The 22,467-nt window shown below is 66.2% G+C and carries 22 protein-coding genes and 1 pseudogene; 14 read left to right on the top strand and 9 right to left on the bottom strand.

The genetic code is table 11. From position 1 onward, the window contains the following. Nucleotides 1-229 precede the first annotated feature (229 nt). Together MTBLM5_RS16845 and MTBLM5_RS16840 are read left to right on the top strand one after the other, a co-directional pair. Nucleotides 230-1,333: a YeeE/YedE family protein gene (locus MTBLM5_RS16845; protein ID WP_371814028.1), complete on the top strand. Its 1,104-nt coding sequence runs from the start codon at nt 230-232 to the stop codon at nt 1,331-1,333. A 68-nt stretch (nt 1,334-1,401) separates the two neighbouring features. Next, complete coding sequence (locus MTBLM5_RS16840) at nt 1,402-3,045, top strand: EAL domain-containing protein (protein WP_173977210.1); 1,644 nt, start codon at nt 1,402-1,404, stop codon at nt 3,043-3,045. A 47-nt stretch (nt 3,046-3,092) separates the two neighbouring features. Here MTBLM5_RS16840 and MTBLM5_RS16835 read toward each other — a convergent pair whose 3' ends face one another. Genes MTBLM5_RS16835 through MTBLM5_RS16820 form a run of 4 tightly spaced genes read right to left on the bottom strand, consistent with a single transcriptional unit; the run spans nt 3,093 to nt 6,432 of the window. Further along, a complete protein-coding gene (locus MTBLM5_RS16835) occupies nt 3,093-4,253 on the bottom strand; it encodes a glycosyltransferase family 9 protein (protein ID WP_173977209.1) in 1,161 nt (386 codons plus the stop codon). After that, nucleotides 4,253-5,362, bottom strand: a complete 1,110-nt coding sequence (locus MTBLM5_RS16830) for a glycosyltransferase family 9 protein (protein ID WP_173977208.1) — start codon at nt 5,360-5,362, stop codon at nt 4,253-4,255. The genes MTBLM5_RS16835 and MTBLM5_RS16830 overlap by 1 nt, the downstream gene beginning before the upstream one ends. Before the next feature lie 13 nt (nt 5,363-5,375). After that, nucleotides 5,376-5,765 (bottom strand): DUF6165 family protein, encoded by a 390-nt coding sequence (locus MTBLM5_RS16825; protein WP_068504828.1) that lies wholly within the window; start codon nt 5,763-5,765, stop codon nt 5,376-5,378. 58 nt (nt 5,766-5,823) lie between these two features. Continuing rightward, nucleotides 5,824-6,432 (bottom strand): hypothetical protein, encoded by a 609-nt coding sequence (locus MTBLM5_RS16820; protein ID WP_173977207.1) that lies wholly within the window; start codon nt 6,430-6,432, stop codon nt 5,824-5,826. A 173-nt stretch (nt 6,433-6,605) separates the two neighbouring features. On the opposite strand from MTBLM5_RS16820, the gene MTBLM5_RS16815 reads away from it, so the two are divergent. The 4 genes from MTBLM5_RS16815 (at nt 6,606) to MTBLM5_RS16800 (ending at nt 10,913) form a co-directional block, all read left to right on the top strand. After that, nucleotides 6,606-7,064, top strand: a complete 459-nt coding sequence (locus MTBLM5_RS16815) for a CreA family protein (RefSeq protein ID WP_173977206.1) — start codon at nt 6,606-6,608, stop codon at nt 7,062-7,064. Between the two features lie 5 nt (nt 7,065-7,069). Continuing rightward, complete coding sequence (locus tag MTBLM5_RS16810) at nt 7,070-8,758, top strand: hypothetical protein (RefSeq protein ID WP_173977205.1); 1,689 nt, start codon at nt 7,070-7,072, stop codon at nt 8,756-8,758. A gap of 69 nt (nt 8,759-8,827) precedes the next feature. Further along, nucleotides 8,828-9,019, top strand: a complete 192-nt coding sequence (locus MTBLM5_RS16805) for a rubredoxin (protein ID WP_254431102.1) — start codon at nt 8,828-8,830, stop codon at nt 9,017-9,019. Nucleotides 9,020-9,029: 10 nt separating this feature from the next. Further along, nucleotides 9,030-10,913, top strand: a complete 1,884-nt coding sequence (locus MTBLM5_RS16800; protein WP_173977204.1) for a PhoX family phosphatase — start codon at nt 9,030-9,032, stop codon at nt 10,911-10,913. A gap of 115 nt (nt 10,914-11,028) precedes the next feature. Here MTBLM5_RS16800 and MTBLM5_RS16795 read toward each other — a convergent pair whose 3' ends face one another. After that, complete coding sequence (locus tag MTBLM5_RS16795; protein ID WP_173977203.1) at nt 11,029-11,463, bottom strand: hypothetical protein; 435 nt, start codon at nt 11,461-11,463, stop codon at nt 11,029-11,031. A gap of 149 nt (nt 11,464-11,612) precedes the next feature. Between MTBLM5_RS16795 and MTBLM5_RS16790 the strand changes: the two genes are divergently transcribed. From MTBLM5_RS16790 to MTBLM5_RS16780, 3 genes are all read left to right on the top strand, one after another. Further along, entirely contained in the window at nt 11,613-12,476 is an 864-nt protein-coding gene (locus tag MTBLM5_RS16790; protein WP_173977202.1) for a dienelactone hydrolase family protein, read from the top strand. 63 nt (nt 12,477-12,539) lie between these two features. Next, nucleotides 12,540-13,037 carry a cache domain-containing protein gene (locus MTBLM5_RS16785; protein ID WP_173977201.1) on the top strand — a complete coding sequence of 166 codons (498 nt, stop codon included), beginning with the start codon at nt 12,540-12,542 and terminating at the stop codon, nt 13,035-13,037. A 54-nt stretch (nt 13,038-13,091) separates the two neighbouring features. Next, a complete protein-coding gene (locus MTBLM5_RS16780) occupies nt 13,092-14,882 on the top strand; it encodes a potassium/proton antiporter (protein WP_173977200.1) in 1,791 nt (596 codons plus the stop codon). Here MTBLM5_RS16780 and MTBLM5_RS16775 read toward each other — a convergent pair. Both MTBLM5_RS16775 and MTBLM5_RS16770 read right to left on the bottom strand, forming a co-directional pair. Continuing rightward, nucleotides 14,826-15,977, bottom strand: a complete 1,152-nt coding sequence (locus MTBLM5_RS16775; protein ID WP_254431101.1) for an FUSC family protein — start codon at nt 15,975-15,977, stop codon at nt 14,826-14,828. The genes MTBLM5_RS16780 and MTBLM5_RS16775 overlap by 57 nt on opposite strands. Before the next feature lie 5 nt (nt 15,978-15,982). Further along, on the bottom strand, nt 15,983-16,672 hold the full coding sequence (locus tag MTBLM5_RS16770; protein WP_173977199.1) for a metalloendopeptidase: 690 nt from the start codon (nt 16,670-16,672) through the stop codon (nt 15,983-15,985). Nucleotides 16,673-16,848: 176 nt separating this feature from the next. On the opposite strand from MTBLM5_RS16770, the gene MTBLM5_RS16765 reads away from it, so the two are divergent. From MTBLM5_RS16765 to MTBLM5_RS16750, 4 genes and pseudogenes are all read left to right on the top strand, one after another. Further along, nucleotides 16,849-17,391, top strand: coding sequence for an aspartate 1-decarboxylase (locus MTBLM5_RS16765; RefSeq protein ID WP_173977198.1), 543 nt, complete (start codon nt 16,849-16,851; stop codon nt 17,389-17,391). A gap of 3 nt (nt 17,392-17,394) precedes the next feature. After that, a pseudogene (queC, locus tag MTBLM5_RS16760) lies at nt 17,395-18,107 on the top strand (7-cyano-7-deazaguanine synthase QueC). A 68-nt stretch (nt 18,108-18,175) separates the two neighbouring features. Beyond that, nucleotides 18,176-19,204: an alpha/beta hydrolase gene (locus tag MTBLM5_RS16755; protein WP_173977197.1), complete on the top strand. Its 1,029-nt coding sequence runs from the start codon at nt 18,176-18,178 to the stop codon at nt 19,202-19,204. A 19-nt stretch (nt 19,205-19,223) separates the two neighbouring features. Continuing rightward, complete coding sequence (locus MTBLM5_RS16750) at nt 19,224-19,826, top strand: hypothetical protein (protein WP_173977196.1); 603 nt, start codon at nt 19,224-19,226, stop codon at nt 19,824-19,826. Here the strand turns inward: MTBLM5_RS16750 and MTBLM5_RS16745 are convergent. Beyond that, nucleotides 19,823-20,026, bottom strand: coding sequence for a hypothetical protein (locus MTBLM5_RS16745; RefSeq protein ID WP_173977195.1), 204 nt, complete (start codon nt 20,024-20,026; stop codon nt 19,823-19,825). The genes MTBLM5_RS16750 and MTBLM5_RS16745 overlap by 4 nt on opposite strands. A 172-nt stretch (nt 20,027-20,198) precedes the next feature. Next, nucleotides 20,199-21,494 (bottom strand): ATP-binding protein, encoded by a 1,296-nt coding sequence (locus MTBLM5_RS16740; RefSeq protein WP_173977194.1) that lies wholly within the window; start codon nt 21,492-21,494, stop codon nt 20,199-20,201. A 139-nt stretch (nt 21,495-21,633) separates the two neighbouring features. Between MTBLM5_RS16740 and MTBLM5_RS16735 the strand changes: the two genes are divergently transcribed. Continuing rightward, nucleotides 21,634-22,467, top strand: a complete 834-nt coding sequence (locus tag MTBLM5_RS16735) for a peptidylprolyl isomerase (RefSeq protein ID WP_173977193.1) — start codon at nt 21,634-21,636, stop codon at nt 22,465-22,467.

Raw genomic sequence — 22,467 nt, 5'->3', positions numbered from 1 at the left:
GCAACCACCGTCATGGCGGGCGGGTAGTAGCCTTTGCCTACGCCTGAAAAGTTTCCCCTGATAGGTCCACCTGAAACGTTTTTTGGTGACCCTGAAATCGCCCCACTTGCCTGCTTGTGCGGACACGCGGGTCGATGCTAATTTAGAGTGAAGAAATATATATGGGTTCGGTCCCGCCGCCAAGTCCCTTCACCAACGACGCGGCAGACCAGACATCCATCCAGGGAGGATGACCGTGAGCGAACTTCCGATTTCCACCATTGTCGGCCTGGGTGCCTTCGTCACCGGCCTGATTTTCGGCGCTGTCGCCAACCGTACCCACTTCTGCACCATGGGTGCGCTGTCCGACATCGTCTTCATGGGCGATTGGAAGCGTTTCCGCTCGTGGATGCTGGCCCTGGCCATCGGCCTGATCGGCACCCAGGCGATGCAATCGGCCGGCATGATCGACCTGTCGAAAAGCATCTATCTGCAGGGCGCCATCGGCTGGGCCGGCGCCGTCATCGGCGGCTTGCTGTTCGGCTTCGGCATGACCATGGCCGGCGGCTGCGGCAACAAGACCCTGGTCCGCCTGGGCGCCGGCAACCTGAAAAGCCTGGTCACCTTCATGGTCATCGCGCTGTTCGCCTATATGACGCTGAAGGGCTTCATCGGCCTGGCCCGCGTCCAGATGGACAGCTTGACCGCCATCGCCGTGGCCGGCAAGGCGGCCAACCAGGGCATTCCGGCCCTGCTGGCGATGATCGGCATCCCGGCGTCCGTGGCCCAATGGGGCACGGTGGCGGTGATCGGCGGCGGCCTTTTGGTGTTCTGCCTGAAGGATGGCGAGTTCCGTTCCAGCCCGGCCGACCTGTTCGGCGGACTGGTCATCGGCCTGTTGATCGTGGCCGGCTGGTGGGTCACCGGCGTCCTGGGCAACGACGAGTTCGAGCCCACCGCCATCGCCAGCTTCACCTTCGTCGCCCCCATCGGCGATACCATGCAGTACCTGATGACCTTCACCGGCTCGACCATCAATTTCGGCATCGCCGCGGTCGGCGGTGTGATCGTCGGTTCGTTCCTGGCGGCGATCGCCAGCAAGACCTTCGCCTTCGAGGCCTTCGCCGGCACCGAGGACATGGGCCGCCACCTGATCGGCGCCGCCATGATGGGCGTCGGCGGCGTGCTCAGCATGGGCTGCACCATCGGCCAGGGCCTGACCGGCATGAGCACCTTGTCGATCACCTCGCTGATCGCGCTGGGATCGGTGATCTTCGGCGGTGTGTGGGGCCTGAAGTACATGGAGGAAGGCGAGGTCGGCGCCGCCCTGAAGGCGGTGTTCGCCCGCGGTTAGGGTTGCGCGGACTCACGGCAACGGTCATGATGGGAACGTCGCTTATTCCTTAAGGATGTTTCCTCATCATGGCCGATCGTGAGCGCGACCGCTTCGTCGCCCTGGCCTTTTGCCGCGCCGATATCTTGCTGGAGTTGGACGACGAGCACGACGTCGTCTTCGCAGCCGGCGCCACCCAGTTCCTGCTGGGCCTGGGGCCGGACCAATTGCGGCACAAATCGTTCCTGGACCTGGTCGCCGAGCCCGATCGCGCCCTGGCGGCCGAAATGCTGGACGCGGCCCGGGCCCAAGGCCGTATCGACGACGTGGTGGTCCGCCTGTCCGGCCCCGGCACCCGGCGCCCCAACGTGGCGATGGCCGGCTATCGGGTTCCCGATTTCGACAACCACTTCTTCCTGGCCCTGAAGGTCGAGCCGGCACTGCAGGCCGAGCGCCTGTCGGAAACCCAGCTGAAGCGCGACGACGAGACCGGCCTTCTGGACGAGGCCTCGTTCGCCTCGCAGGCGGCCGAGCGGGCCTTGGCCTTCAAGCGGGCCGGCGGCCGGCCGCAGATCACCGTCATCAAGGTCGAGAACTTCGCCGAGATGACCACCGCGCTGGGCACCAGCGAGCGGCGCGAGGTGATGAACACCGTCGGCGACATCCTGGCCAAGCATTCGCTGGGCGGCGGCACCGCCGGGCGCATCTCGGAAGACAGCTTCTCGTATCTGCATCGCGACGACGTCGATCCCGAGGAAGTGTCGTCGATGATTTCCGACGCGGCCAAGCGGTTGTTCAACGGCGATGTCAAGACCACCGGCCAGACCCTGGACGCCGATGGCGCCGGCCTGGCCGAGCATCAGGTCGCCAAGGCCATCGCCCACACCATCCGCCGCTTCTCGGAAGAAGGCCATCTCGACAAGAAGAAAAGCATCTCGCAGGTGCTGACCGGCATGGTGTCCGACACCATCGAGAACGTCGCCTTCATCCGCCGTGTGGTGGCCGGACGCGATTTCGACATGGCCTTCATGCCGATCTGCGATCTGAGGGTCGAACGCATCCACCATTTCGAGGCCCTGACCCGCTACCGCGACGCCAAGCCCGGCACCTCGCCCTATCACCTGTTCTGCCTGGCCGAGGAAGTGGGCATCGTCCACGAGTTGGATCTGGCGGTGGTCGACACCACCATCCGCACCATCGGCGACATGGTGGCCAAGCGCGGCTTGATGCCGTCGGTGGCCATCAACCTGTCGGGCCAATCGCTGTCGAACCCCCGCTTCGTCGAAGATTTGCGCATGCTGCTGCGTCGGTCGGGCATCCAGCCGCGCAAGCTGATGTTCGAACTGACCGAATCGGTGCGCATCGACCATCTGACCGAGGTCAACAACGTCATCCAAAGCTTCCGTAACCTGGGCTTCCGCTTCTGCCTGGACGATTTCGGCTCGGGCGCGGCCAGCTTCGACTATCTGAACGCGCTGGACATCGACGTGGTCAAGTTTGACGGCCCGGTGATCAAGCGGGCGGCGGCCAGCCAGAAGGGGTCGGACCTGTTGGCCTCGATGGCCCGCATGTGCGCCTCGATGGGGGTGCGCACGGCGGCCGAGATGGTGGAAGACAAGCGCATGGCCGGCCGGGTCTATCAATGCGGCGTCGATTTCGGCCAGGGCTATTATTTCGGCAAGCCGGAATTCGACCCCTACGTCTTCGCCGACCGCTTCATGACCGGGGCGTAAAGGGATTCCCGGGGGAAAGTCCACCGAGGCGAAGCCGAGGGACTTTCTCAGGAAATGTGCGTCAGCTCCGCGACCGCCTGCCATACCCGATCGGGCGTCACCAGGGCGACGCACGGAAAAGCGTCCTGGTCGCTGGCCCGCTTGGGGCAACGCCACAGGCAGTGATAGCACTCCATCTCATGCGATAGGAAAATCGCGCCCGGCGGACTGATTTCGTCCGGGTACGGCACGAAGCAGCCGAAATGGCCGCCGCCGGCGATCAGTACCGTCGGCGCCCCGACGCCCAGGGCCAGATGGCCCGGTCCGGTGTCGTTGGTGACCACGCAGGCCGCGTGCTTCAAGACATCGACCAGTTCGCCCAGCTTCAGCGCGCCGATGGTGTCGATGACCCCGGGATGGTCAAGCTGTGCGATCAGCGGCTTGGCGAAGGCTTCCTGGCCAGCACCCACGAACACCACCCTGAGGCCCGCATCCAGGCAACGCCTGGCGACGTCAAGGAATTGGCCGAACGGCCAGCGTCTTCCTGGCTCGTTCGAGCCGAAATTCATCACCACATAGGGCCCGCCCGCGGGCAGCTTCGGTTCCTGGTCGCGCCACGGAAAGGCCGGCACCTCGGGGGCCAGGGTCCGCCCGGCCAGTGCCGACAGGAAGGTGAAGTGGCGCAGGCCTTCATGGGTCGGATAGGGACCGGTGTCGATGACCCGGGTGGCGCGGTCAAGATACCAGCCATATTCCGCCCGCGTGCGGTCGGTGATGAACGGTTGGCAGACGATGCGTTGGGGGGCGCGGCTCATCCATACCAGCGAATCGGCGGTCAGCACCTTGCGCATGAACATGTCGCAGATCGCCATTTGAAAGCCCTGGCGGCGGACCCACAGGGCGATCTTGGCGCGGTACCACCATTTCTTCTCGAAGGCATGCTCGTCGATGGTGACCAGATTGAAGCCGGCGAACACCTCGGGCCCCAGGCCCTTCCACGAATGGCAGCCCAGCACCGTGATGTCGGACTTGGGCACGTCTAGCAAAGCCGGCAGATGTTCCAGGGCGCGGCGAAACATCACCATGTCGCCGATGCCGTCCATCCGCACCACCACCACGCCCTTGCGGGCCTTGGGGGCCGGGGTCAGGGCGACCAGGGCGTCGATGGGGCGAAACAGCCACCAACGCCGACGCATGCCGCGCGGAAACAAGCTCGACAGCAGCCCCATCAGCAGCCCCTGGCGATGATGTCGTCGACGGCGCCCAGCACCGCGTCCGGGTCAAGTGCTGCGACGCACGGATACATGCCGTCCTCGAGTGGGAAAGAGCAGTTGCCCAGACAGCCCTGGCACTCTACGGGTGCATAAAGCACATGCATGTTGGCCGGCGTGACCTGGGCGGCGTAGGGGACGATCTCGCCGACATAGGCGGCCGAGGCCAGGCACAGGGTCGGCGTGCCCAAGGCCACGGCCAGATGCATGCAGGCGGTGTCGACGCTGACCACCATCCGGCAGCCGCGGATCAAGGCGGCCAGGCGGTCGAACGGCGCCCCTTCGAAACTGACATTGGGCAGGTCCAGCAGCGCCTTGAATTCCGGGTTCTTGTCCAGGTCCGACGGGTGGCCGGCCAGTCGCACGTGCCAGCCCTGCGGCAGACGGGCGGCGATCAGCTTCCAGACTTCCGGCGGGCTTTGCTTGGCCTTGACCGCCGAGAACGGCTGGAACAGCACGGTGGCGGCCGGCAGAAGCTCCCGCTGGACGAACTGACCCAGATGGACCACCGGCGGATCGGAATGCGTGCCGGTCAGGAAATCGGCGAAGGCCGACCAGCGCACCACCTTGTCGGTCTTGGGCGGGCCTGAATCGAACAGGCGGGAATAAAGACGGCGATTGGCGGCCAGGCGTTCGCCATGCTTGTCCGACGGCCGGGGCTCCATCGCCACCGCTTCCCCTGCAGCGCACGCCTCGACCAGCGCCTCGTCCAGGTCGGGATGGCGCAGATAGTCGGTGTGGATCACCAGCCGGTAATGGGCTCCATGCAGCTCGCCGAAAATGCGGCGGCGATAGGCGAGGTCACGCAGGCGGGTGAAATCGACGGACTTGACCTTGACGCCCGGCGGCATGACGAAGCCCATCCGGGCGGCATCCGAGCGCAGCAGCACCGTCACCGGCTCGTCCGGCTGGGCGAGCGCCAGGAACCGCGGCAGAACCACCGCCAGCAAGACGGTGTCGCCCAGCCCGCCGGCACTGATCAGCAGCACGCCGCTGGCTTTGCCGCGCCTCCGCTTCAACGACAGTTCCAGCTTCAGCAGCGGATCAAGCAGGCGATGGGCGCGCACCCGTCACACTCCGTCAGGCATAGGGGGCGTAGGACTTTTCCTCGACCAGGGCCGAGCCCAGCAGGTCGTTGACCTTGCGCTTGACCAAGGCGCGTTCGTCATTGGTGAAATAGACGGCGCGGGCCAGTTCGACGAAGGTCTGGCCGAAATCCTTGGCGCGCTCGCAATCGCGGATGTCGTCCTCGATCACCCACAGCTTCTCGTTGATGGCCTTCAACTCGGCGGCCAGTGCCGCCAGGCCGGCATGGCCCGGGAACTCGCGCTCGCGCACGGCCACCAGCTCGTCCAGCTCCTTGTTGACGTTGGCAAGCTTGCCCGCGTCGGTCAGGCGCTCGGCCTTGATTTCCAGAATGGTGATCTTGTCGATCACCTCGCCCCACGACACCGGAACCAATACGGACATGCCACCAACCGCCTTGTTCTTAACCCGAAAGGCGCGTTCTAGCAGATTTCTCGGCCGGCTAGAAGGGAGCCAACGCGATCAGTTCGGGATCGTCTGCATGGTCGATCAGAATCCTGCGCACGCGGTCTTGCCACAATTCGGCGAAGGCCGCCCCCGACCGATCGTCGCCATCCCCGGACAACAAGGCCTGCAGGTGGCCGCGCATCATTGGATCGGCTTGCACCAATTCCGGTCGATAACGCGCCGCCACGCCAGCCCCGCTGTCGGTGCGGCGAAATCCCAGCGTGGCCGGCACCGGCATATCGAAGGCCAGCCGGTCCAGGCGGGAGAACCGTCCGGCGATGCCCTTGAAGCCGCCCGGGCCGGCGGCACCGGTCACCAGGCCGGCCACGGCGGCGATCACGCCCGCCACCCCTTCGCCCTGCGCCTCTGGCAACAAGACCTGAATGGCGCCGCGCTCGGGCGTTTGGCCCGGCCATAGGGCGGCCAAGGCCGCGCGCGTCATCAGCCAGGCCCCGGCGACGGTGGGGCAGGAATGCCCGGCCAGTCGCACGGCATCGCCGTAGCCATAAGTGAAGCATCCGTCTGTCGGCGCCCCCAGAAAGGCGGCCAGCGGGTCATAGACGGTGATGCGGGGGGCCTGGTCGAAGAAATCCGGCAGTTTCATGACATCGGGGTCCTGGGGTGACGAGAGACCGACAAACGACCACAAAACCACGCGCGACAACATTGAGCCCGATCAAGCCCCTTTCGCGCCCACTTTCCTTATCCTATATTTGAGTTGGTGTCCGCGAACGCTACAATTTTATTCAATTATGCGCACAAGCGCCGGAGTCACTGATGAAGTGGATCGCCCTCGTTGCATTCCTGGCCCTGATCGCCGGCCCCGCCAAGGCCGAGGAGATCGGCTCGGTATCGACGGTGTTCAAGATGCTGGGCCCCAACGACAAGATCGTGGTCGAAGCGTTCGACGACCCCAAGATCAGCGGCGTCACCTGTTATCTGTCGCGGGCCAAGAAGGGCGGCGTCAGCGGCGGGCTGGGTGTCGCCGAGGACCCGTCCGACGCCTCGATCGCCTGCCGCCAGGTCGGCCCCATCGCCTTCAAGACGAAGCTCAAGGAAGGCGAGACGGTCTTCGAGAAGGACACCTCGCTGCTGTTCAAGACCATGCAGGTGGTGCGCTTCTATGACAAGAAGCGCAACGTCCTGGTCTATCTGGTCTATTCCGACCGCATCATCGAGGGCTCGCCCAAGAATTCCATTTCGGTGGTGCCGGTCCCGCCCGGACAGGGAGGCTGAGCCCCATGGCCCTGCCGATCGACCAGCAACGTCTGCTGCACGATCTGTGCGCCAAGCTGAACGGCGTCACCGACCAGGCCCAGTTGATCGCCTTCATGGCCGAGGTGATGCGCTCGCTGCTTCGCCGGGCCGGCGATGCGGAATTTCGCGCCCAGGTGCAAGACAGCTTCATCACCGGCCTGGCCGGCCGCGACTGGCCCGATCAGGTCATGCTGGCGCGCGGCGTGCTGGCGGTGGTGATCGCCAAGCGGCCCGAGATCGCCAAGGCCTGGCAGGCCCTGCACGACGCCGTCGCCCCCGGCCAGGCCCGCCGCGCCGCCGACCGCGGCGAGACCTTGCCGGCCGCCGACGACGACCTTCCCGACCTGGACGGCATCGAGATCGAGTTGCTGGAAGAGGCGCAAGAACAGGTGGCGACGGTCGCGCCGCCGCCGCCACCCTATGACTTCGCCGATGCCGAAAGCCTGGTCGCCGCCTGGATTGCCGACGTTCTGGAACGCCGCCTGGGCATCTTCCGGCTGCCGGCGACCCCGTTCCCCTCGGTGGCCTATAGCCACGAACGCACCTTCTTCCTGTTCGAGCCGGATTTCGCCCCGGTGGCCCGCCGCTTCCTGACCGAGGTGCTGATCCCGACCTGCCGCGCGCCGCTGGAACGTCACGTCTACCGCACCGCCGACGCCCAGACCCTGGTCAGCCCGAAGCTGCTGGACGCCTTCCTGACCGAAAAGCGCCCGACGATCTGGAAGATTCTGATCGAGCGCCTGGGCAAGCTGGCCGCCCAGCACCGCCAGGCCGAGGCCAAGATCGAGGCGGCAAGCACGCCCGCGACCGGCGGCCCCGAATTCGAGGAAGTCGATATCCCGGTGTCGAAGCCCCGGGTCGTCACCGTGCTGGGGGTGTCGTTCCGCCTGGGCAAGCAGACGGTCAGCCAGCGCATGAAGGTGCGTCTGCGCGCCTCGACCGAACTCGAGGAATCCGAGCGCGAGGCGCTGACCCTGCTGGCGCACTTTTCCGATCTGGCCGGCGAGGCCGGGCTGGAACTGCCGCCCGGGTGCGACTTCCAGTTCCTGCGCATCTTGCTGGAATTCGACGCCAAGGCCTTCGCCCACGCCGCCCGCGAGATCGTCGCCCTGGCCGGTCACAAGGAGACCACCCGGGCCTATCTGTTCGAGCGCCTGAAGGCGCTGGACGAGACCTATGCCAATTATCTGTCCGACGCCCTGATCCTGCTGCTGTTCCTGGGCGGCACCAACGACCACGCCTTCGGCTTCAAGGAGCTTTACGACGTCTGCATCGGCGAGGCGCGCGACAACAGCGCGCTGGCCTCGCGCCGGCCGTTCCTGCCGGCCGAAATCGGGCGCCGGCCGACCGAACTGGTGTTCCAATTGCGCGAGGTGCTGAAGCGCCGCTATGACGAGGCCACCCTGACCCAGGCGGTCACCGCCTTGTTCCAGGTATGGACCACCATGTCCAAGACCCGCTTCGGTGACAGCCTGGAAGCCGGCCTGACCGTGCTGCGCACCTTCCCGGTCACCTTCGCCGGCGACCTGGATGAGCCGGTCTTTTCCGGGATCGGCCACACGCTTTATCGGGCGCTGACCTCGGCCGAGCCCGACCTCGAGGGGGTCACCCAGTCCATCCAGGCCCAGTACGCCCCGATCCTGGCCCGACTGCGCCTGCACAAGCTTCACTGAACCTTCACCCGCGCCGCCCGGCGGGATTCGTAAAGTTCCCGCCAGGCGAGGGCCGATGTGGAGACGAATGTGACGGGCCAACCCGCCACCGAGGCGGATGGAAAATTGGCACTGTGGGTGTGCAATCGTTGCGGCTGGGTCTACGCCCCGGCCGAGGGCGATCCGACCCGACGCATTCCACCACTGACCGCGTTCGAACATTTGCCCCCCGACTGGACCTGCCCGTCCTGCGGGGCCGACCGCGACTATTTCTTCCATTGAGGAGTTCTTGATGCGCCGCCTGGATTCGACCGAGATCGTGCTGAGCCGCCGCCAAATCCTTGCCGCCTCGGCCGCCGCCGGCGCCGTGGCCGCCCTGCCCGGCCAGGCCTCGGCCAAGGAAGGCGCTTCCGATCCCTCCAGCCTGGCCTTCCGCCAGCCCGAGCACACCATCGCCGACACCCATCGGGTCGCCGCCGGCCATCAGGCCCAGGTTCTGATCCGCTGGGGCGACGGCGTCACCGCCGACGCGCCGGCCTTCGACGTCCTTGCGCAAAGTGCTGCCGCCCAGGATCGCCAGTTCGGCTACAACAACGATTTCGTCGCCTTCATGCCGCTGCCGGTGGGCTCGTTGGCGTCGGAACATGGCCTCTTGTGCGTCAACCATGAATACACCAACGCCGAGTTGATGTTTCCCGGCCTGACCTTGAAGGACAAGACCGAGAAGCTGACCCGCGAGCAGGTCGATGTCGAGATCGCCGCCCATGGCCATTCGGTGATCGAGGTCAAGAAAAGCGGGCAAAGCTGGCAGGTGGTCCCCGCCAGCCCGTTCGCCCGGCGCCTGTCGGCGCTGACCACCGAGTTCCAGATGTCCGGCCCCGCCGCCGGCCATGACCGCCTGAAGACCAAGGCCGACCCGTCGGGGCGGTCGGTGCTGGGCACCCTCAACAACTGCGCCGGCGGCGTCACGCCCTGGGGCACCGTGCTGATCGCCGAGGAGAATTTCGACACCTATTTCTCGGGCGACCCCAAGAAGACCCCGGAATCGGTCAACCATATCCGCCTGGGGATCAAGGGCAAAAGCCGCTATGCCTGGTCGCGCTTCCACGACCGCTTCGACGTCGAGAAGGAACCGAACGAACCCAACCGCTTCGGCTGGGTGGTCGAGTTCGACCCCTACGACCCCACCTCGGTTCCGGTCAAGCGCACCGCGCTGGGCCGCTTCAAGCACGAGGCGGCGACCTGCGTGACCCTGGCCGACGGCCGCGTCGTGGTCTATACCGGCGATGACGAGATGTTCGAGTACCTGTACCGCTTCGTCAGCCGCGACCCCATCGACCGCAAGAACCGCCGCGCCAATTTCGGCCTGCTGGATCACGGCACGCTTTCGGTGGCCCGCTTCGACAAGGACGGCACCATGACCTGGCTGCCGCTGGTGTGGGGCCAGGGCAAGCTGACCCCGGCCAACGGCTTCGCCAGCCAGGCCGACGTGCTGATCGACGCGCGCCGTGCCGCCGATCTGGTCGGGGCCACCCCCATGGACCGGCCCGAGGATGTCGAGACCAATCCGGCCAACGGCCGCGTCTACGTCATGCTGACCAACAACAGCCAGCGAAAGCCCGAGCAGGTGAACGGGGCCAATCCCCGCGCCGACAACCGCCATGGCCATGTGCTGGAACTGACCCCGCCCGGCGCCGGCAAGGGCCGGATCGGCCGCCACGACGCCGAGCGCTTCCGCTGGGAAATCCTGTTCCTGGCCGGCCGGCGCGCCGACGGCGCCACCTATCACCCGGCCAACGAGACCTATGGCGCCTGGCTGTCGGCACCCGACAATTGCGCCTTCGACAATCGCGGGCGGCTGTGGATTTCCAGCGACCAGGGCTCGCACCAGCGCACCAACGCCATTCCCGACGGCATCTATGCCTGCGACGTCGATGGCCCCGGCCGGGCGCTGGTCAAGTTCTTCTATGGCGTCCCGCGCGACGCCGAGATGTGCGGCCCGGCCTTCACCCCCGACAACCGCACGCTGTTCGTCGCCGTCCAGCATCCCGGCGAGGACAAGGATTCCACCTTCGACCGGCCCTCGACCCGCTGGCCGGATTTCCGGCCCGACCTGCCGCCCCGGCCGGCCATCGTCGCCATCACCAAGGACGATGGCGGCCCGGTCGGCAGCTGACCCTCAGAGCCGATTTCGTTCAATCGAAATCGGCTCTGGAATTTGTCCGTATGGCCCGTCCCGGGCACGCTCAACGCCGCGCGGGCTTGGCGCGGATTTCGCAGTTCGGAATCCGCTAATCCCCGCAGACGGCCTTGTCGCCTTGGCGGGTGCACGGCGCGCGGGTGCGCATCACCATTTCGTGGCCGCCCTCATAGCGGCAGACGACGCGGGTGATCGCCCCGGCCTTGCCGATTCCCACATCGTCCAGCTTGGCCGCTTTCAGGGAGTCTTGCGGGGCGGTGCAGGACAGATAGCCCTGGAACGGGCCGGCTTCCCATAGCGAGACGTTCTTGGCCTCTTTGTAGCGCTCGATGTCGGTGCAGATATCCTTGCCGTCCTTGTCGTACATGCGGGCATTGTCGCTGCAATAGCCGGAAAATCCCCATTTCATCTCAGATTCAGTCGGGCACGAGCCGACCTGGACGATGTCGGCCATGCTGGGGCAGGAAAAGTCGGCGGCGGCGGCTGAGCCGGCGGCAAAGACGAGGGCAAGGGTAATGCGAGGCATGGTGGTTCCTTCCGGGTTTCGCGCGACAGCCTACCGCGAACGAACCAGCCCCGACCTGACAAAGGTCAAGCGATGCCGACTTGCCTTTTCAGGCGCCCATAACCAGTTCACACTGGTCGCCACAATTCAATCCTGGGGAGGATGTCCGCATGCTGGCCGATCTGAAGAGCCTTAATCCCGATTTCAGCCGCCGCGGGTTCGTCGGCACCGCCCTGGCCGCCACCGGCTTCGCCTTGGCCGCCGGGCCGGCCAGGGCCGAGGCCATCGTCACCGACACCGCCGGCCTGGAGACGGCCGACGTCCTGATCCCGGCCCGCGACCGTTCGCTTCCGGCCTATGCGGCGCGCCCGGCCGAGGCCACCGGCCCGCTGCCCACGGTGATGGTGGTGCAGGAAATCTTCGGCGTGCACGAACATATCCGCGACGTTTGCCGCCGCCTGGCCAAGCTGGGCTATCTGGCCGTCGCCCCCGAGCTTTACGTCCGCCAGGGCGATCCCTCGAAGATTTCCGACATTCCGACCCTGTTGAAGACCATCGTCGCCTCGGTTCCCGACGAGCAGGTGCTGGCCGACCTGGATTCCGTCGCCACCTGGGCCGCCAAAAGCGCCGGCGGCGACCCCAAGAAGCTGGCCATCACCGGCTTTTGCTGGGGTGGGCGCATCGTCTGGCTGTACGCCGCCCACAATCCCATGCTGAAGGCCGGCGTGGCGTGGTATGGCCGTCTGGTCGGCGATGCCTCGGCCAACAGCCCGAAGCATCCGGTCGATATCGCCGCCGAGCTCAAGGCCCCGGTGCTGGGGCTTTACGGCGGCGCCGACCAGGGCATCTCGCCGGACTCGGTCGAGAAGATGCGCGCCGCCCTGAAGGGGGCCAAGGTCAAGACCGAGATCAAGGTCTATGACGGCGCCCCCCACGCCTTCCACGCCGATTACCGCCCCAGCTATCGGGCCGAGCCGGCCAAGGATGGCTGGATGCAGTTGCAGGCCTGGCTGAAGGCCAACGGCGTCGGGTGATTGCAGTGCAGCAAAGGGTATATTAGAATTGGGCAAGATTTTTCGTTGCGGGGAGTGTGGGTGATGGCTTTCGTTAAGATTCTGGCGGTGTTGGTGGTCGGAGCGGCGGTTCTGGGCGGTGCCCCCGCCTTCGCCGCCGACCTGGTGCCCGAACCGGCCAAGGCCGAGGCTCCGCGCCACACCTTCGACCAGGCCAAGGCCCTGGTTGACGAAGGCGTCGCCCATATCAAGGCGGTCGGCCCCGACAAGGCTTTCGCCGATTTCAACGACCCGGCCGGCAAATGGATCCGGGGCGAGCTTTACCTGTTCGCCTTCGACAAGAAGGGGGTCTATCGGGCCACCGGCTACCGGCCGGAGCGCACCGGCCAGAACGCCTGGGAGATGACCGACGCCGCCGGCCTGAAGGTGGTTCAGGAAATCGTCAAGAAGGCCAAGCGCGACGGCACCGCCACCGTCGATTATCTGTGGAAGAACCCGACCACCGGCAAGTTGGAAAACAAGACCTCGTATGTCGTCCAGGTCGGCGACCACGTGGTCGGGGCCGGTTTCTATCACAAGTGACCGTAAGCTGGTAAAAGAGGGAGGCATCAACCTCGGCTAAAGGAGCCAAACCGGGTGATCGAAAGTCTGAACATCACCTTGCTGGTTCTTTCGGGTCTGGTGACCCTTTCCATCTTTTCCAGCCTGCTGTCCTTTCGGGTCGGCGCGCCGCTGCTGTTGGTGTTCCTGGCCGTCGGCCTGCTGGCCGGCGAGGACGGGCTGGGCGGCATCCGCTTCGACGATGTCGGCACCGCCTATGCCATCGGCACCGTGGCCCTGGCCATCGTGCTGTTCGACGCCGGCTTCCATACCCCGTTGAAAAGCGTGCGCCAGGCGGCGCTGCCATCCTTGTCGCTGGCCTCGGTCGGCGTGGTGCTGACGGCTGCGATCGTGGCGGTGCCCGGCCATTACCTGCTGGGGCTGGATTGGCCGCAGGGATTGCTGCTGGGCGCCATCGTCGCCTCGACCGACGCGGCGGCGGTGTTCTTCCTGCTGCGCGTCGGCGGCATCCATGTCCGCGATCGCGTCCGCTCGATCCTGGAAGTGGAATCGGGCTCGAACGACCCGATGGCCATCTTCCTGACCATCGTCATGATCCGGGTCCTGACCGGCGGCGGCGGCGACGATCTGGTCGCCTTCATCCTGGGCCACCTGGCCATGGAGGTGGGGATCGGGCTGATCGCCGGCCTGGGCGGCGGCTATCTGATCATCGCCGCCGTCAACCGGTTGGGCATCGAGCGCGGCCTGTTGCCGGTCGCCGCCCTGTCGATGGCGCTGATGCTGATGGCCGCCACCGCCCTGATCGGCGGCTCGGGCTTCCTGGCCGTCTATGTCGCCGGCCTGCTGGCCGGCAATGCCCGACTGTCGGCCCCCGACACCATGCGCCGCTTCCAGGACGCCGCCTCGTGGCTGGCGCAGATCGCCATGTTCCTGGCGCTGGGCCTGTTGGCGACGCCGTCGCAATTCCTGCCGCTGATCCTGCCCAGCCTGGGCGTGGCCTTCGTGCTGATGTTCGTCGCCCGCCCGGTGGCGGTGTGGGTCGGCTTGCTGCCCTTTCGCATGAACCGCAACGAAACCGCCTTCGTCGCCTGGATCGGCCTGCGCGGCGCTGTGTCGATCCTGCTGTCGATCCTGCCGATGGTGGCCGGCATGGAAAACGGCCGGCTGTTCTTCAACGTCACCTTCATGGTGGTGCTGGTCTCGCTGGCCCTGCAGGGCTGGACCATCGCGCCCGTGGCCCGCTGGCTGGGCCAGGTGGTGCCGCGCCGGATCGGCCCGGTCGAGCGCGTCGAGCTGGAAATCCCCGGCACCCGCCACGAATTGGTGTCTTACCGCATCGTGCCGGATTCGCTGGTGGCGCGCGGCCACAAACTGCCCAGTTGGGCGCGCCCGTCACTGGTGGTGCGCGACGGCCATTCCTTCCTGGGGGCGTCGATGCACGCCTTGAAGCCGGGCGATCTGGTATGGCTGTTCGCCCGCCCCGAACGCCTGTCCCAGTTGGACCGCCTGTTCGCCAGCCATGCCGACGCCGCCGAGGCCGACCGCCAATTCTTCGGCGACTTTCCCATCGACCCGCATGCCCGCATGTCCGATCTGGGCCTGCTGTACGGGCTGGCCATGCCGCCCGATTCGCAAGACGTCACCGTGGCGCAGTGGATGCGCGAGACCCTGGGCAGCTATCCCGGCATCGGCGACCGGGTCGGCCTGGGCGAGGTGGAACTGATCGTGCGCGCCCTGGGTCCTCACGATTCCATCACCGAGATCGGCCTGGCCACCGAGCCCACCGAGATCGACAAGCCGAAACTGCCGCTATTCCCCTCGGGCCGCGAGGTCCGTGCCCGTATCCGCCGCTGGCTCAGGCGCTGATCCGCCGCGAAAGCGGGCCGGAATCAGACGTCGCATCGCGCCGCCCGCGGCCCCGCGAAAGCGCGGGCTGTGCAGGGCGATGCCGCCCAGCAATCCGACGAACGCGCCCAGCACGGTGTCGAACAGCCGCGCCTGCATCAAATCCGCCGCCGGGCCTTGCCCCATGGTGGTGGCCTCGGCCAGCAGGATGGTCAGCGGCGTGATGAACATGACGGCAAGGCCGTAATGACGGACCACCATGGTCTCGATGATGAAGATCAGGACGGTCATGGTCAGCGCGATGGTCCACGGCCCCAGCGGCAGCAGGAACAGGCCCCAGGTCAGCAGCAGGCCGGCCGAGGTCCCCAGGATACGCTGCAGCTTCTTGGTCCACACCGCCCGCAACGACGCGCCCTGGATCACCGCCAGGCAGCTGACCGGCACCCAATAGGCCTGCTCGGCGCCCAATCCCCGGGCCACGGCGACCGACAGCCCGACGCACAGTCCGATCACCACCGAATCGAACACCACGAAATCGAACGAGGCGGTCGGCGGCGGCGGCTGGTGCGGCGCCCGGCGGCGCAGGACGTGGATGCTGTAAAGAAAGCCGATCAGGCAGGCCAGCACCGCCCCCATGGCCACCAGGCCGACGCGGGCCGGCACCTCCAGCGCGGTGACCGGCAGATCGGCGCCGATGGCCGCGACCATCACGAAGAACAGGCTGCCGGGCATGCCGACCCCGTAGAAGCGGCAGACCATGGTGACCAGAATGGCGGCGAAGGTCAGCACCGGCACCGCCAGGAACGGCACGAACTGGCTTGTCACACCCAGGGCGTAGCAGGCGATCAGGCCGAAGGCGCAGGCCATCTGCATCACCATCCGGTGCGACAAGGCCGTCGCCGGCAGGTACATGAAGCACAATCCGCCCAGCGACGAGGCCAGGCCGAAATCCAACCGGTCGAAGAAGGCGCCGATGAACAAGGGCAGGCCGGTGGCGATAGCGGCGCCGACCGGCAATTCCCACGGCCGGTCGGTAGGATGGATGGTGGTCAGATGGCGAAGTTCGGCGCGGCAGACGGCGACCGCACGCATCCACAGGCTGGGGCGGGGTTCCATGATCCCTACAGCAGGGCGTACTGGCCCGCGGAATCCTTCAGCTTCGAGCGGGTCTTGCGCGGCTTCTTGCCTTCCAGCTCCTGGCGGACTTCGTGGGCGACCAGTTGGGCGGCGGCGTGATGGCGCTGGGCCAGCAACTCGTCCAGCTCGACTTTCAGGGCATGGTTGGCGTGCGACAAACGACGGTTCTCGGCCTCGAGGCGCATGCGCCGGCTTTCGGCCTCGGACAGGCGCACACCCAGCTTGCCGGCCTCGGCCAGCGCCTCGCGGAACTGGTCGTGCATGGTCGCCTCGTGGGATTTCAGGCGCAGCATCTCGGTGCGGGCGACCTCAAGCTCTTCGGTCATCCGGGCCAGTTCGGCCCTGAGACGGATGCCGGCGGCGGCCTCGCGCGCGGCGTCCTGGAAGCCTTGCGGCTCGGGCTTGGCCTCGGGCGGTAGGGTGCCCGGGCCGATCTGGCGCAGGCGCTCGTTCTCGGCCCGCAGGCGGCGCACCTCGTTACGCAAGTCGAACACCGCGTCTTCCAGCGCCTCGGCGGTGCCGCCCTTGGGGTCGGCGACGCGGCGCGCCAGTTCGACGAAATCGGCCCCCTGGCTTTCCAGCAGGCGCTTGGCCGTCCGCAACGCGTGCAGCGCCTCGGAATCGTTGTCCGAGGCGGCCAGCGCCAGCACCTTGGCAAGCTTCTGGGCGTCCATAACCGATATCTCGTGGGTCCAGGGTGGAATCAACCCCGAGATACTGAGTCTCGCGCCCTGTGAAATCAATAGAATTGTTTTACCCGAGGCCAGCGCTCAAGATTGAGTTGCTTTCCTGTGCCCGAGACGCTATCTCCCCCGCAACGACCGCCGCACTTTTCCTTGGGATTCTTGTCATGATGAAGGTCATTCGCGCCAAGCTGCACGGCATCCGCGTCACCAGCGCCGACCTGAACTATCACGGTTCCATCACCCTGGATCCCGAACAGTGCGCGCTGGCCGGCATCTATCCCATGGAATTCGTCGATATCTGGAACAAGAATTCCGGGGCCAGGCTGTCGACCTACGTGATCTTCGGTCAGCCCGGCTCGCGCTGCTGCATCCTGAACGGCGCCGCCGCCCGCACCTGCCAGGCCGGCGACGAGGTGATCATCGCCGCCACCGAATTCATCAAGGGCCCGGAAGAGCTTTACACCCTGAAGCCGCGCATCCTGACCTATCTGCCCGACAACGCCGTCGATCAGGTGCTGTATTACGACGTCTTCCAAAGCGAAAGCCGGCCCTACGATTTCCGCATCATGGACGCCGACAAGCACACGGTGGACAGCTGCCACACCTGGCCCAACATCGACATCGCCGCCGTGCGCGCCGATCTGGCCGCCAAGGGCTGGGCCGAGGCCGAGATCGACGCCTTCGTGCAGTCGCATTTCTCGCTGTAGCCGATGACACGGCGCGCCGTCGTCTTGCTGTCGGGCGGGCTGGATTCCGCCACCGTGCTGGCCATGGCCCAGAAGGCCGGCTTCGAATGCTGGGCGCTGTCGTTCCGCTATGGCCAGCGCCACGCGGTCGAACTGGCCGCCGCCGCCAGGGTCGCCGCCGCCCTGGGCGCTGCAAGCCACCGGGTCGCCGAGATCGACCTGCGGGCCTTCGGCGGCTCGGCGCTGACCGCCGACATCGACGTCCCCAAGGATCGCGACGATGCGACCATCGCCGGGGGCATCCCGGTGACCTACGTGCCGGCGCGCAACACCATCATGCTGTCCTTCGCCCTGNCACCATCATGCTGTCCTTCGCCCTGGCCTGGGCCGAGGTGCTGGAAGCCTTCGACATCTTCGTCGGCGTCAACGCCGTCGATTATTCCGGCTATCCCGATTGCCGCCCGGAATATGTCGCCGCCTTCGAGCGCATGGCCAACCTGGCGACCAAGGCCGGGGTGGAAGGCCACAAACTGACCATCCACACCCCGCTGATCGATCTGACCAAGGCCCAGATCATCGCCAAAGGGGTCGAGCTGGGGGTCGATTACGCCCTGACCTCTTCCTGCTACGACCCCGACCAGCTGGGCCGCGCCTGCGGCCGCTGCGATTCCTGCCGCCTGCGCCGCAAGGGCTTCGAACAGGCCGGCGTGCCCGACCCCACGGTCTATACGGGCTGACCCTGGATTGACGGGGCATGGCCGCCTCGCCCATCATGCCGGCGTGGTCGCCCCGGGAGGAAGCCCAGATGTTGGTTCGCGTCTTCGTCGCTATTCTGGTCTTGGCCGCCCTGGCGTGCCCGGTCGCCGCCCAGACCCTGTTGCCGCTGTCGTCCCTGGTGACGGAAGAGCTGAGCTTCGACGCCCGCGACGACGGCATCCGCCTGGCGCTGCACAACAAGCATCCCAAGGATTATTACGCGCCGCACCAGGCCGACCGCACCGTGTTGTTCCTGCACGGCGCCACCTTCCCCGGCGGCGCCACCTTCGACGTGCCGCTGGAAAACGGCAGCTGGATGGATTTCCTGGCCCAGCGTGGCTATGACGTCTATGCCCTGGACATCCGCGGCTACGGCAAATCCAGCCGCCCGCCCAGCTTCGACCAGCCGGCCGAGGCCAACCCGCCGGCGGTCGATACCCAGACCGCGCTGCGCGACGTCGATAAGGCGGTCGAGTACATCCTGTCGCGCCGGGGCCTGGACAAGCTGGTCCTGGTCGGCTGGTCGTGGGGCGCCACCCTGGCCGGGTCCTATGCGGTGCGGGCCGGGGCCAAGGTCGATCGGCTGGTGCTGTATTCGCCGCAATGGCTGTCCGACACCCCGCCGCCCGCGGGCGCGCCGGACAATTTGGGGGCGTGGCGCGAGGTCGCCTTGTCCACCGTCAAGGAAAGGTGGCGGCAATCGGCGCCAGAAAAGGAGCGGCGGGACCTGATCCCCGAGGCGATCGGCAAGGCCTGGCTGAACGCCCTGGAAGAGGTGGACCCGCTGCCCGGAATCTTGCGGGTTCCCAATGGGCCGGTGGCCGATTTCTACCGGTTCTGGGCCGCCGGAAAGCCGATGTGGGAGCCGGGCCGCGTCTCGGTGCCGACCTTGGTGATCCAGGGCGAATGGGATGTGGAAACGCCGCCCGACATGGGGTTGTCGGTGTTCGCCTTGCTGACCAGCGCGCCGCAGCGGCGCTATATCCTGGTCGGCGAGGGAACCCACAGCCTGTTGATGGAAAAGAATCGCCGCCAATTGTTCAGCGCCGTGCAGTCCTTCCTGGCCGAGCGGTTCTGACCAGCCCAAGGACCAGCCGATGCGTATTGCCCGCCTTGCCGTCGCACTTTTCCTGCTGGCCGGGCCAGCCGCCCTGGCCGCCGAGCAGCCCCTGCCGGTGCCGCCGCCGACCGACTGGCTGAAGCAGGCCGACCTGTACGGCCAAGTCGCCCGCATGGGCCCGGCCCAGGATGCCCAGGTGATCGACTGGAGTCTGGCTCACCAACGCCTGGTGTCGTCGGGTTTCCTGTTCGACCTTTCACGGCGGCTGCTGGCGGCCGGGCGGACCCATGACGCCCTGGAATGGTATGCGATCGCCCTGATGCGCGGCCATTACGATGCCGGACGCTGCCAGGACCGCTCGGCCAAGCGCGCCGTCGGCGGCCTGGCCCGCCAGGCGGCGGTGGTCGCCCGCTACGGCAACAGCCATGCCCAGGAATTCGGCGATGCGGGAATGAAGGCGCTGGCCAGGGATGACCTGTTCGGCCACACGGTGAGCCCGGACTGGATCTGTGCGCAAGGGCTGACGGGCATGGGCGGGCAAAGCGCCGGAACCATCCCCCCCAATCTATGGGACGCGGTCGCCTTGTCGGTCCGCGAAGAATTCACCCAGCAATTCGGCCAGATGAGCGGCCGCAACTAGCGCTCGGCGCCGTCGCCCCCCGACGGCGCGGCGGGCTTGCGCGACGCCCGTAGCACCATTTCCAACGCCCTCTCGCTGCAATCGACGCAGTCGCCGCAGCCACGACGGCTGGCGCATACCAAGATGTCGTGCAGCCCCTCGAGATCGTTCTCGCCCCCCTTGCCAATTTGCCAACCGCAGCGGACGGATTGCATGTTCATTGTCCGCCTCCTTTCTTATTCTTAAAAATGAAGGCGCCTCCCGGATGGGGGCGCCTTTCGTATTCACCAGACTAGTCGCCGCCGCCGGCCGGGGCCAGGGCGCAAAGGCATAGCGGCACGGCCGCATTCAACCCTTTTGATTGTAGGGACTCTGCGGCGTAGTTCGTTGGAACTAGACCGGCACCCGCGGAATGGTGAAGGAAAACACCGAACCGCCGCCAACCGCCGGATCGGCCCAGATTCGGCCGCCCAAAGCCTCGGTCAACTTGCGGGCCAGGGCCAACCCGCTGCCGTTGCCGGGAATGCGGTCGCGGGTGTGCAGGCGGCGGAACAAGGCGAAGATGTCCTCGCCCAGGCCGGCTTCGACGCCGATTCCGTTGTCGGTGACGCGGAAGATGATTTCGGCCTCGCCCTGTTCGGCGGAAACGCTGATGCGGCAGGGCCTGTCGCCGGCGCGAAACTTGAGGGCGTTTTCCAAAAGGGCGTGGAAGATCACCGCCAACTTGCCGGGATCGGACTGGATCACCGGCAGATCCCCGATCTGGATGTCGGCGGCGGCGCGGTCGATCGACAGCCGCAAATCCTGGACGGTCTGATCGACCACGGTTCGGACCGGCACGGTCTGGCGAATCGCCGAAGACGGCTCGACGAACCGCTCGAAATCGCCGATCAGGCTTTTCAACCGCTTCACGCCCTCGACGGCATAGGCGATGAATTGCCGGGCCTCGTCGTCCAGACGCTCGGAATAGCGGCGATCGAGCAATTGGACGAAACTGCCGACCTGACGCAACGGCTCTTGCAGGTCGTGCGACACCGCATGGCCCAACTCGCGCAGGCGGTCATTGCCGGCGGCGACTTCGCCCAGGGCACGGATCAGTTCCCGCTCGGAGCGCAGCCGGGCGGTGACGTCCGAGATGCGAACCAGCCGCAACAGACGGCCTTTGATGAAGACCCCCTGCCCGTGCGAGGCGACCTCGAACAACGAACCGTCCTTGCGCATCACCTGCCAGATCGATTCGTCCGACGACGATTCGCGCAACCGCTCGATCTCGCGGGAGAATCGCTCGCGCTCGGACATAGGCAGAATGGTATCGACCGGAATTGCCCGCATCTCATCGACGCCATAGCCGAACAGCCGGCCGAATGCCGGGTTGACCTCGACCACCAGGGCGGTCGCCGGATCATAGAGCAACATCGCTTCCGGATTGCCGTCGAACATCAGCCGATAGCGGCCTTCGGATTCCTCGACAGCACGCAACAAACGATTGCCAACAGCAAGGATCAATCCCGAACTGATAGCAACGAACAGCCAACCCTTCCAGGTCTGGATCAGGGTCATGCGGGCGGGGTCGCTGACCATCAGCGCCAGGATGGTATCCGACGACACCACCCACAACACGCCGAAAACCGCGTAGATCAGCGCCAGCAATACCGCCAGCGATAGGCTTTTCCTTATCGGGTCGGTCATGAATCCGCCACCACTTTTACAACCATAAACATAGCACGCTGCATCGAGCGCGCGCGCCCCTCTTGTGCGAGGGAGCATTTCTGTGGTTCAACCGCCTTGTCGCCGGCCGTTGCCGTCCGTCTCGCAAGGAAGTTCGAACATGAAGACCACTTTTGCCCGCCTGTGTGTCCTGAGCCTGTGTGTTCCGGGTCTGGCCGTCGCCGCCGACAAGGAATCCGTGGTCGCCGAAATCAATGGGGCCAAGCTGCATACCAGCGACATCGTCGCCTATCAGCGCTCGCTGCCTCCGCAGATGGCCGCCCAAGCTCCCTATCCTGTGCTTCTGGACATGGCGGTCAACAATTATCTTGTCGCCGAACAGGCCCGCAAGGATGGCCTGGAAAAGGACCCCCAGGTCCGCCAGGCCCTGAAAGAGCTGGAATCGCAATTGCTGGTCAAGGCGTGGATGAACCGCAAGCTGAAGGCCGCCATCACCGACGGCGCCGTCAAGCAGGCCTATGACCGCTACCTCGCCGAGTTCAAGCCGGAAGAGGAAGTGCGCGCCCGCCACATCCTGACCGAGGGCGAGGATGCCGCCAAGGCGGTGCTGGCCGACCTGAAGAAGGGCGCCGATTTCACCGAAACCGCCAAGACCAAGTCCAAGGACCCGTCGGCCAAGGCCAATGGCGGCGATCTCGGCTTCTTCACCAAGGACGAGATGGTTAAGGAATTCGCTGATGCCGCCTTCGCCATGAAGCCGGGTGAACTGTCGGCGGCCCCGGTGAAAAGCCAATTCGGCTGGCACGTCATCAAGGTCGATGAGCGCCGCATGGCCAGCGCGCCGTCGCTGGAGCAGGCCGCCCCGGCCATCCGCGAGCAGCTGGCCGAGGAAACCGCCCAGAAGATGGTCGCCGACATGCGCGGCAAGGCCAAGGTCAAGCTGTTCACCCCGGACGGCCAGCCGCTGGAAGCCAACCCGCCCGCCAAGAAGTAG

Origin of the sequence: Magnetospirillum sp. LM-5, assembly GCF_902729445.1 — a bacterium.
GTDB lineage: Bacteria > Pseudomonadota > Alphaproteobacteria > Rhodospirillales > Magnetospirillaceae > Magnetospirillum.
The sequence above is the reverse complement of the archived record's forward strand: the minus strand, read 5'-3'. Positions and strand labels throughout refer to the sequence as shown.

What these genes read in the sequence shown, in the direction of transcription:
- MTBLM5_RS16745 (WP_173977195.1), bottom strand. Translation starts at nt 20,026, where the DNA reads ATGAACATGCAATCCGTCCGCTGCGGTTGGCAAATTGGCAAGGGGGGC.
- MTBLM5_RS16835 (WP_173977209.1), bottom strand. Translation starts at nt 4,253, where the DNA reads ATGGGGCTGCTGTCGAGCTTGTTTCCGCGCGGCATGCGTCGGCGTTGG.
- MTBLM5_RS16790 (WP_173977202.1), top strand. Translation starts at nt 11,613, where the DNA reads ATGCTGGCCGATCTGAAGAGCCTTAATCCCGATTTCAGCCGCCGCGGG.
- MTBLM5_RS16800 (WP_173977204.1), top strand. Translation starts at nt 9,030, where the DNA reads ATGCGCCGCCTGGATTCGACCGAGATCGTGCTGAGCCGCCGCCAAATC.
- MTBLM5_RS16740 (WP_173977194.1), bottom strand. Translation starts at nt 21,494, where the DNA reads ATGACCGACCCGATAAGGAAAAGCCTATCGCTGGCGGTATTGCTGGCG.
- MTBLM5_RS16840 (WP_173977210.1), top strand. Translation starts at nt 1,402, where the DNA reads ATGGCCGATCGTGAGCGCGACCGCTTCGTCGCCCTGGCCTTTTGCCGC.
- MTBLM5_RS16815 (WP_173977206.1), top strand. Translation starts at nt 6,606, where the DNA reads ATGAAGTGGATCGCCCTCGTTGCATTCCTGGCCCTGATCGCCGGCCCC.
- MTBLM5_RS16770 (WP_173977199.1), bottom strand. Translation starts at nt 16,672, where the DNA reads ATGGACGCCCAGAAGCTTGCCAAGGTGCTGGCGCTGGCCGCCTCGGAC.
- MTBLM5_RS16765 (WP_173977198.1), top strand. Translation starts at nt 16,849, where the DNA reads ATGATGAAGGTCATTCGCGCCAAGCTGCACGGCATCCGCGTCACCAGC.
- MTBLM5_RS16845 (WP_371814028.1), top strand. Translation starts at nt 230, where the DNA reads ATGACCGTGAGCGAACTTCCGATTTCCACCATTGTCGGCCTGGGTGCC.
- MTBLM5_RS16755 (WP_173977197.1), top strand. Translation starts at nt 18,176, where the DNA reads ATGTTGGTTCGCGTCTTCGTCGCTATTCTGGTCTTGGCCGCCCTGGCG.
- MTBLM5_RS16820 (WP_173977207.1), bottom strand. Translation starts at nt 6,432, where the DNA reads ATGAAACTGCCGGATTTCTTCGACCAGGCCCCCCGCATCACCGTCTAT.
- MTBLM5_RS16825 (WP_068504828.1), bottom strand. Translation starts at nt 5,765, where the DNA reads ATGTCCGTATTGGTTCCGGTGTCGTGGGGCGAGGTGATCGACAAGATC.
- MTBLM5_RS16735 (WP_173977193.1), top strand. Translation starts at nt 21,634, where the DNA reads ATGAAGACCACTTTTGCCCGCCTGTGTGTCCTGAGCCTGTGTGTTCCG.
- MTBLM5_RS16785 (WP_173977201.1), top strand. Translation starts at nt 12,540, where the DNA reads ATGGCTTTCGTTAAGATTCTGGCGGTGTTGGTGGTCGGAGCGGCGGTT.
- MTBLM5_RS16810 (WP_173977205.1), top strand. Translation starts at nt 7,070, where the DNA reads ATGGCCCTGCCGATCGACCAGCAACGTCTGCTGCACGATCTGTGCGCC.
- MTBLM5_RS16775 (WP_254431101.1), bottom strand. Translation starts at nt 15,977, where the DNA reads ATGGAACCCCGCCCCAGCCTGTGGATGCGTGCGGTCGCCGTCTGCCGC.
- MTBLM5_RS16795 (WP_173977203.1), bottom strand. Translation starts at nt 11,463, where the DNA reads ATGCCTCGCATTACCCTTGCCCTCGTCTTTGCCGCCGGCTCAGCCGCC.
- MTBLM5_RS16750 (WP_173977196.1), top strand. Translation starts at nt 19,224, where the DNA reads ATGCGTATTGCCCGCCTTGCCGTCGCACTTTTCCTGCTGGCCGGGCCA.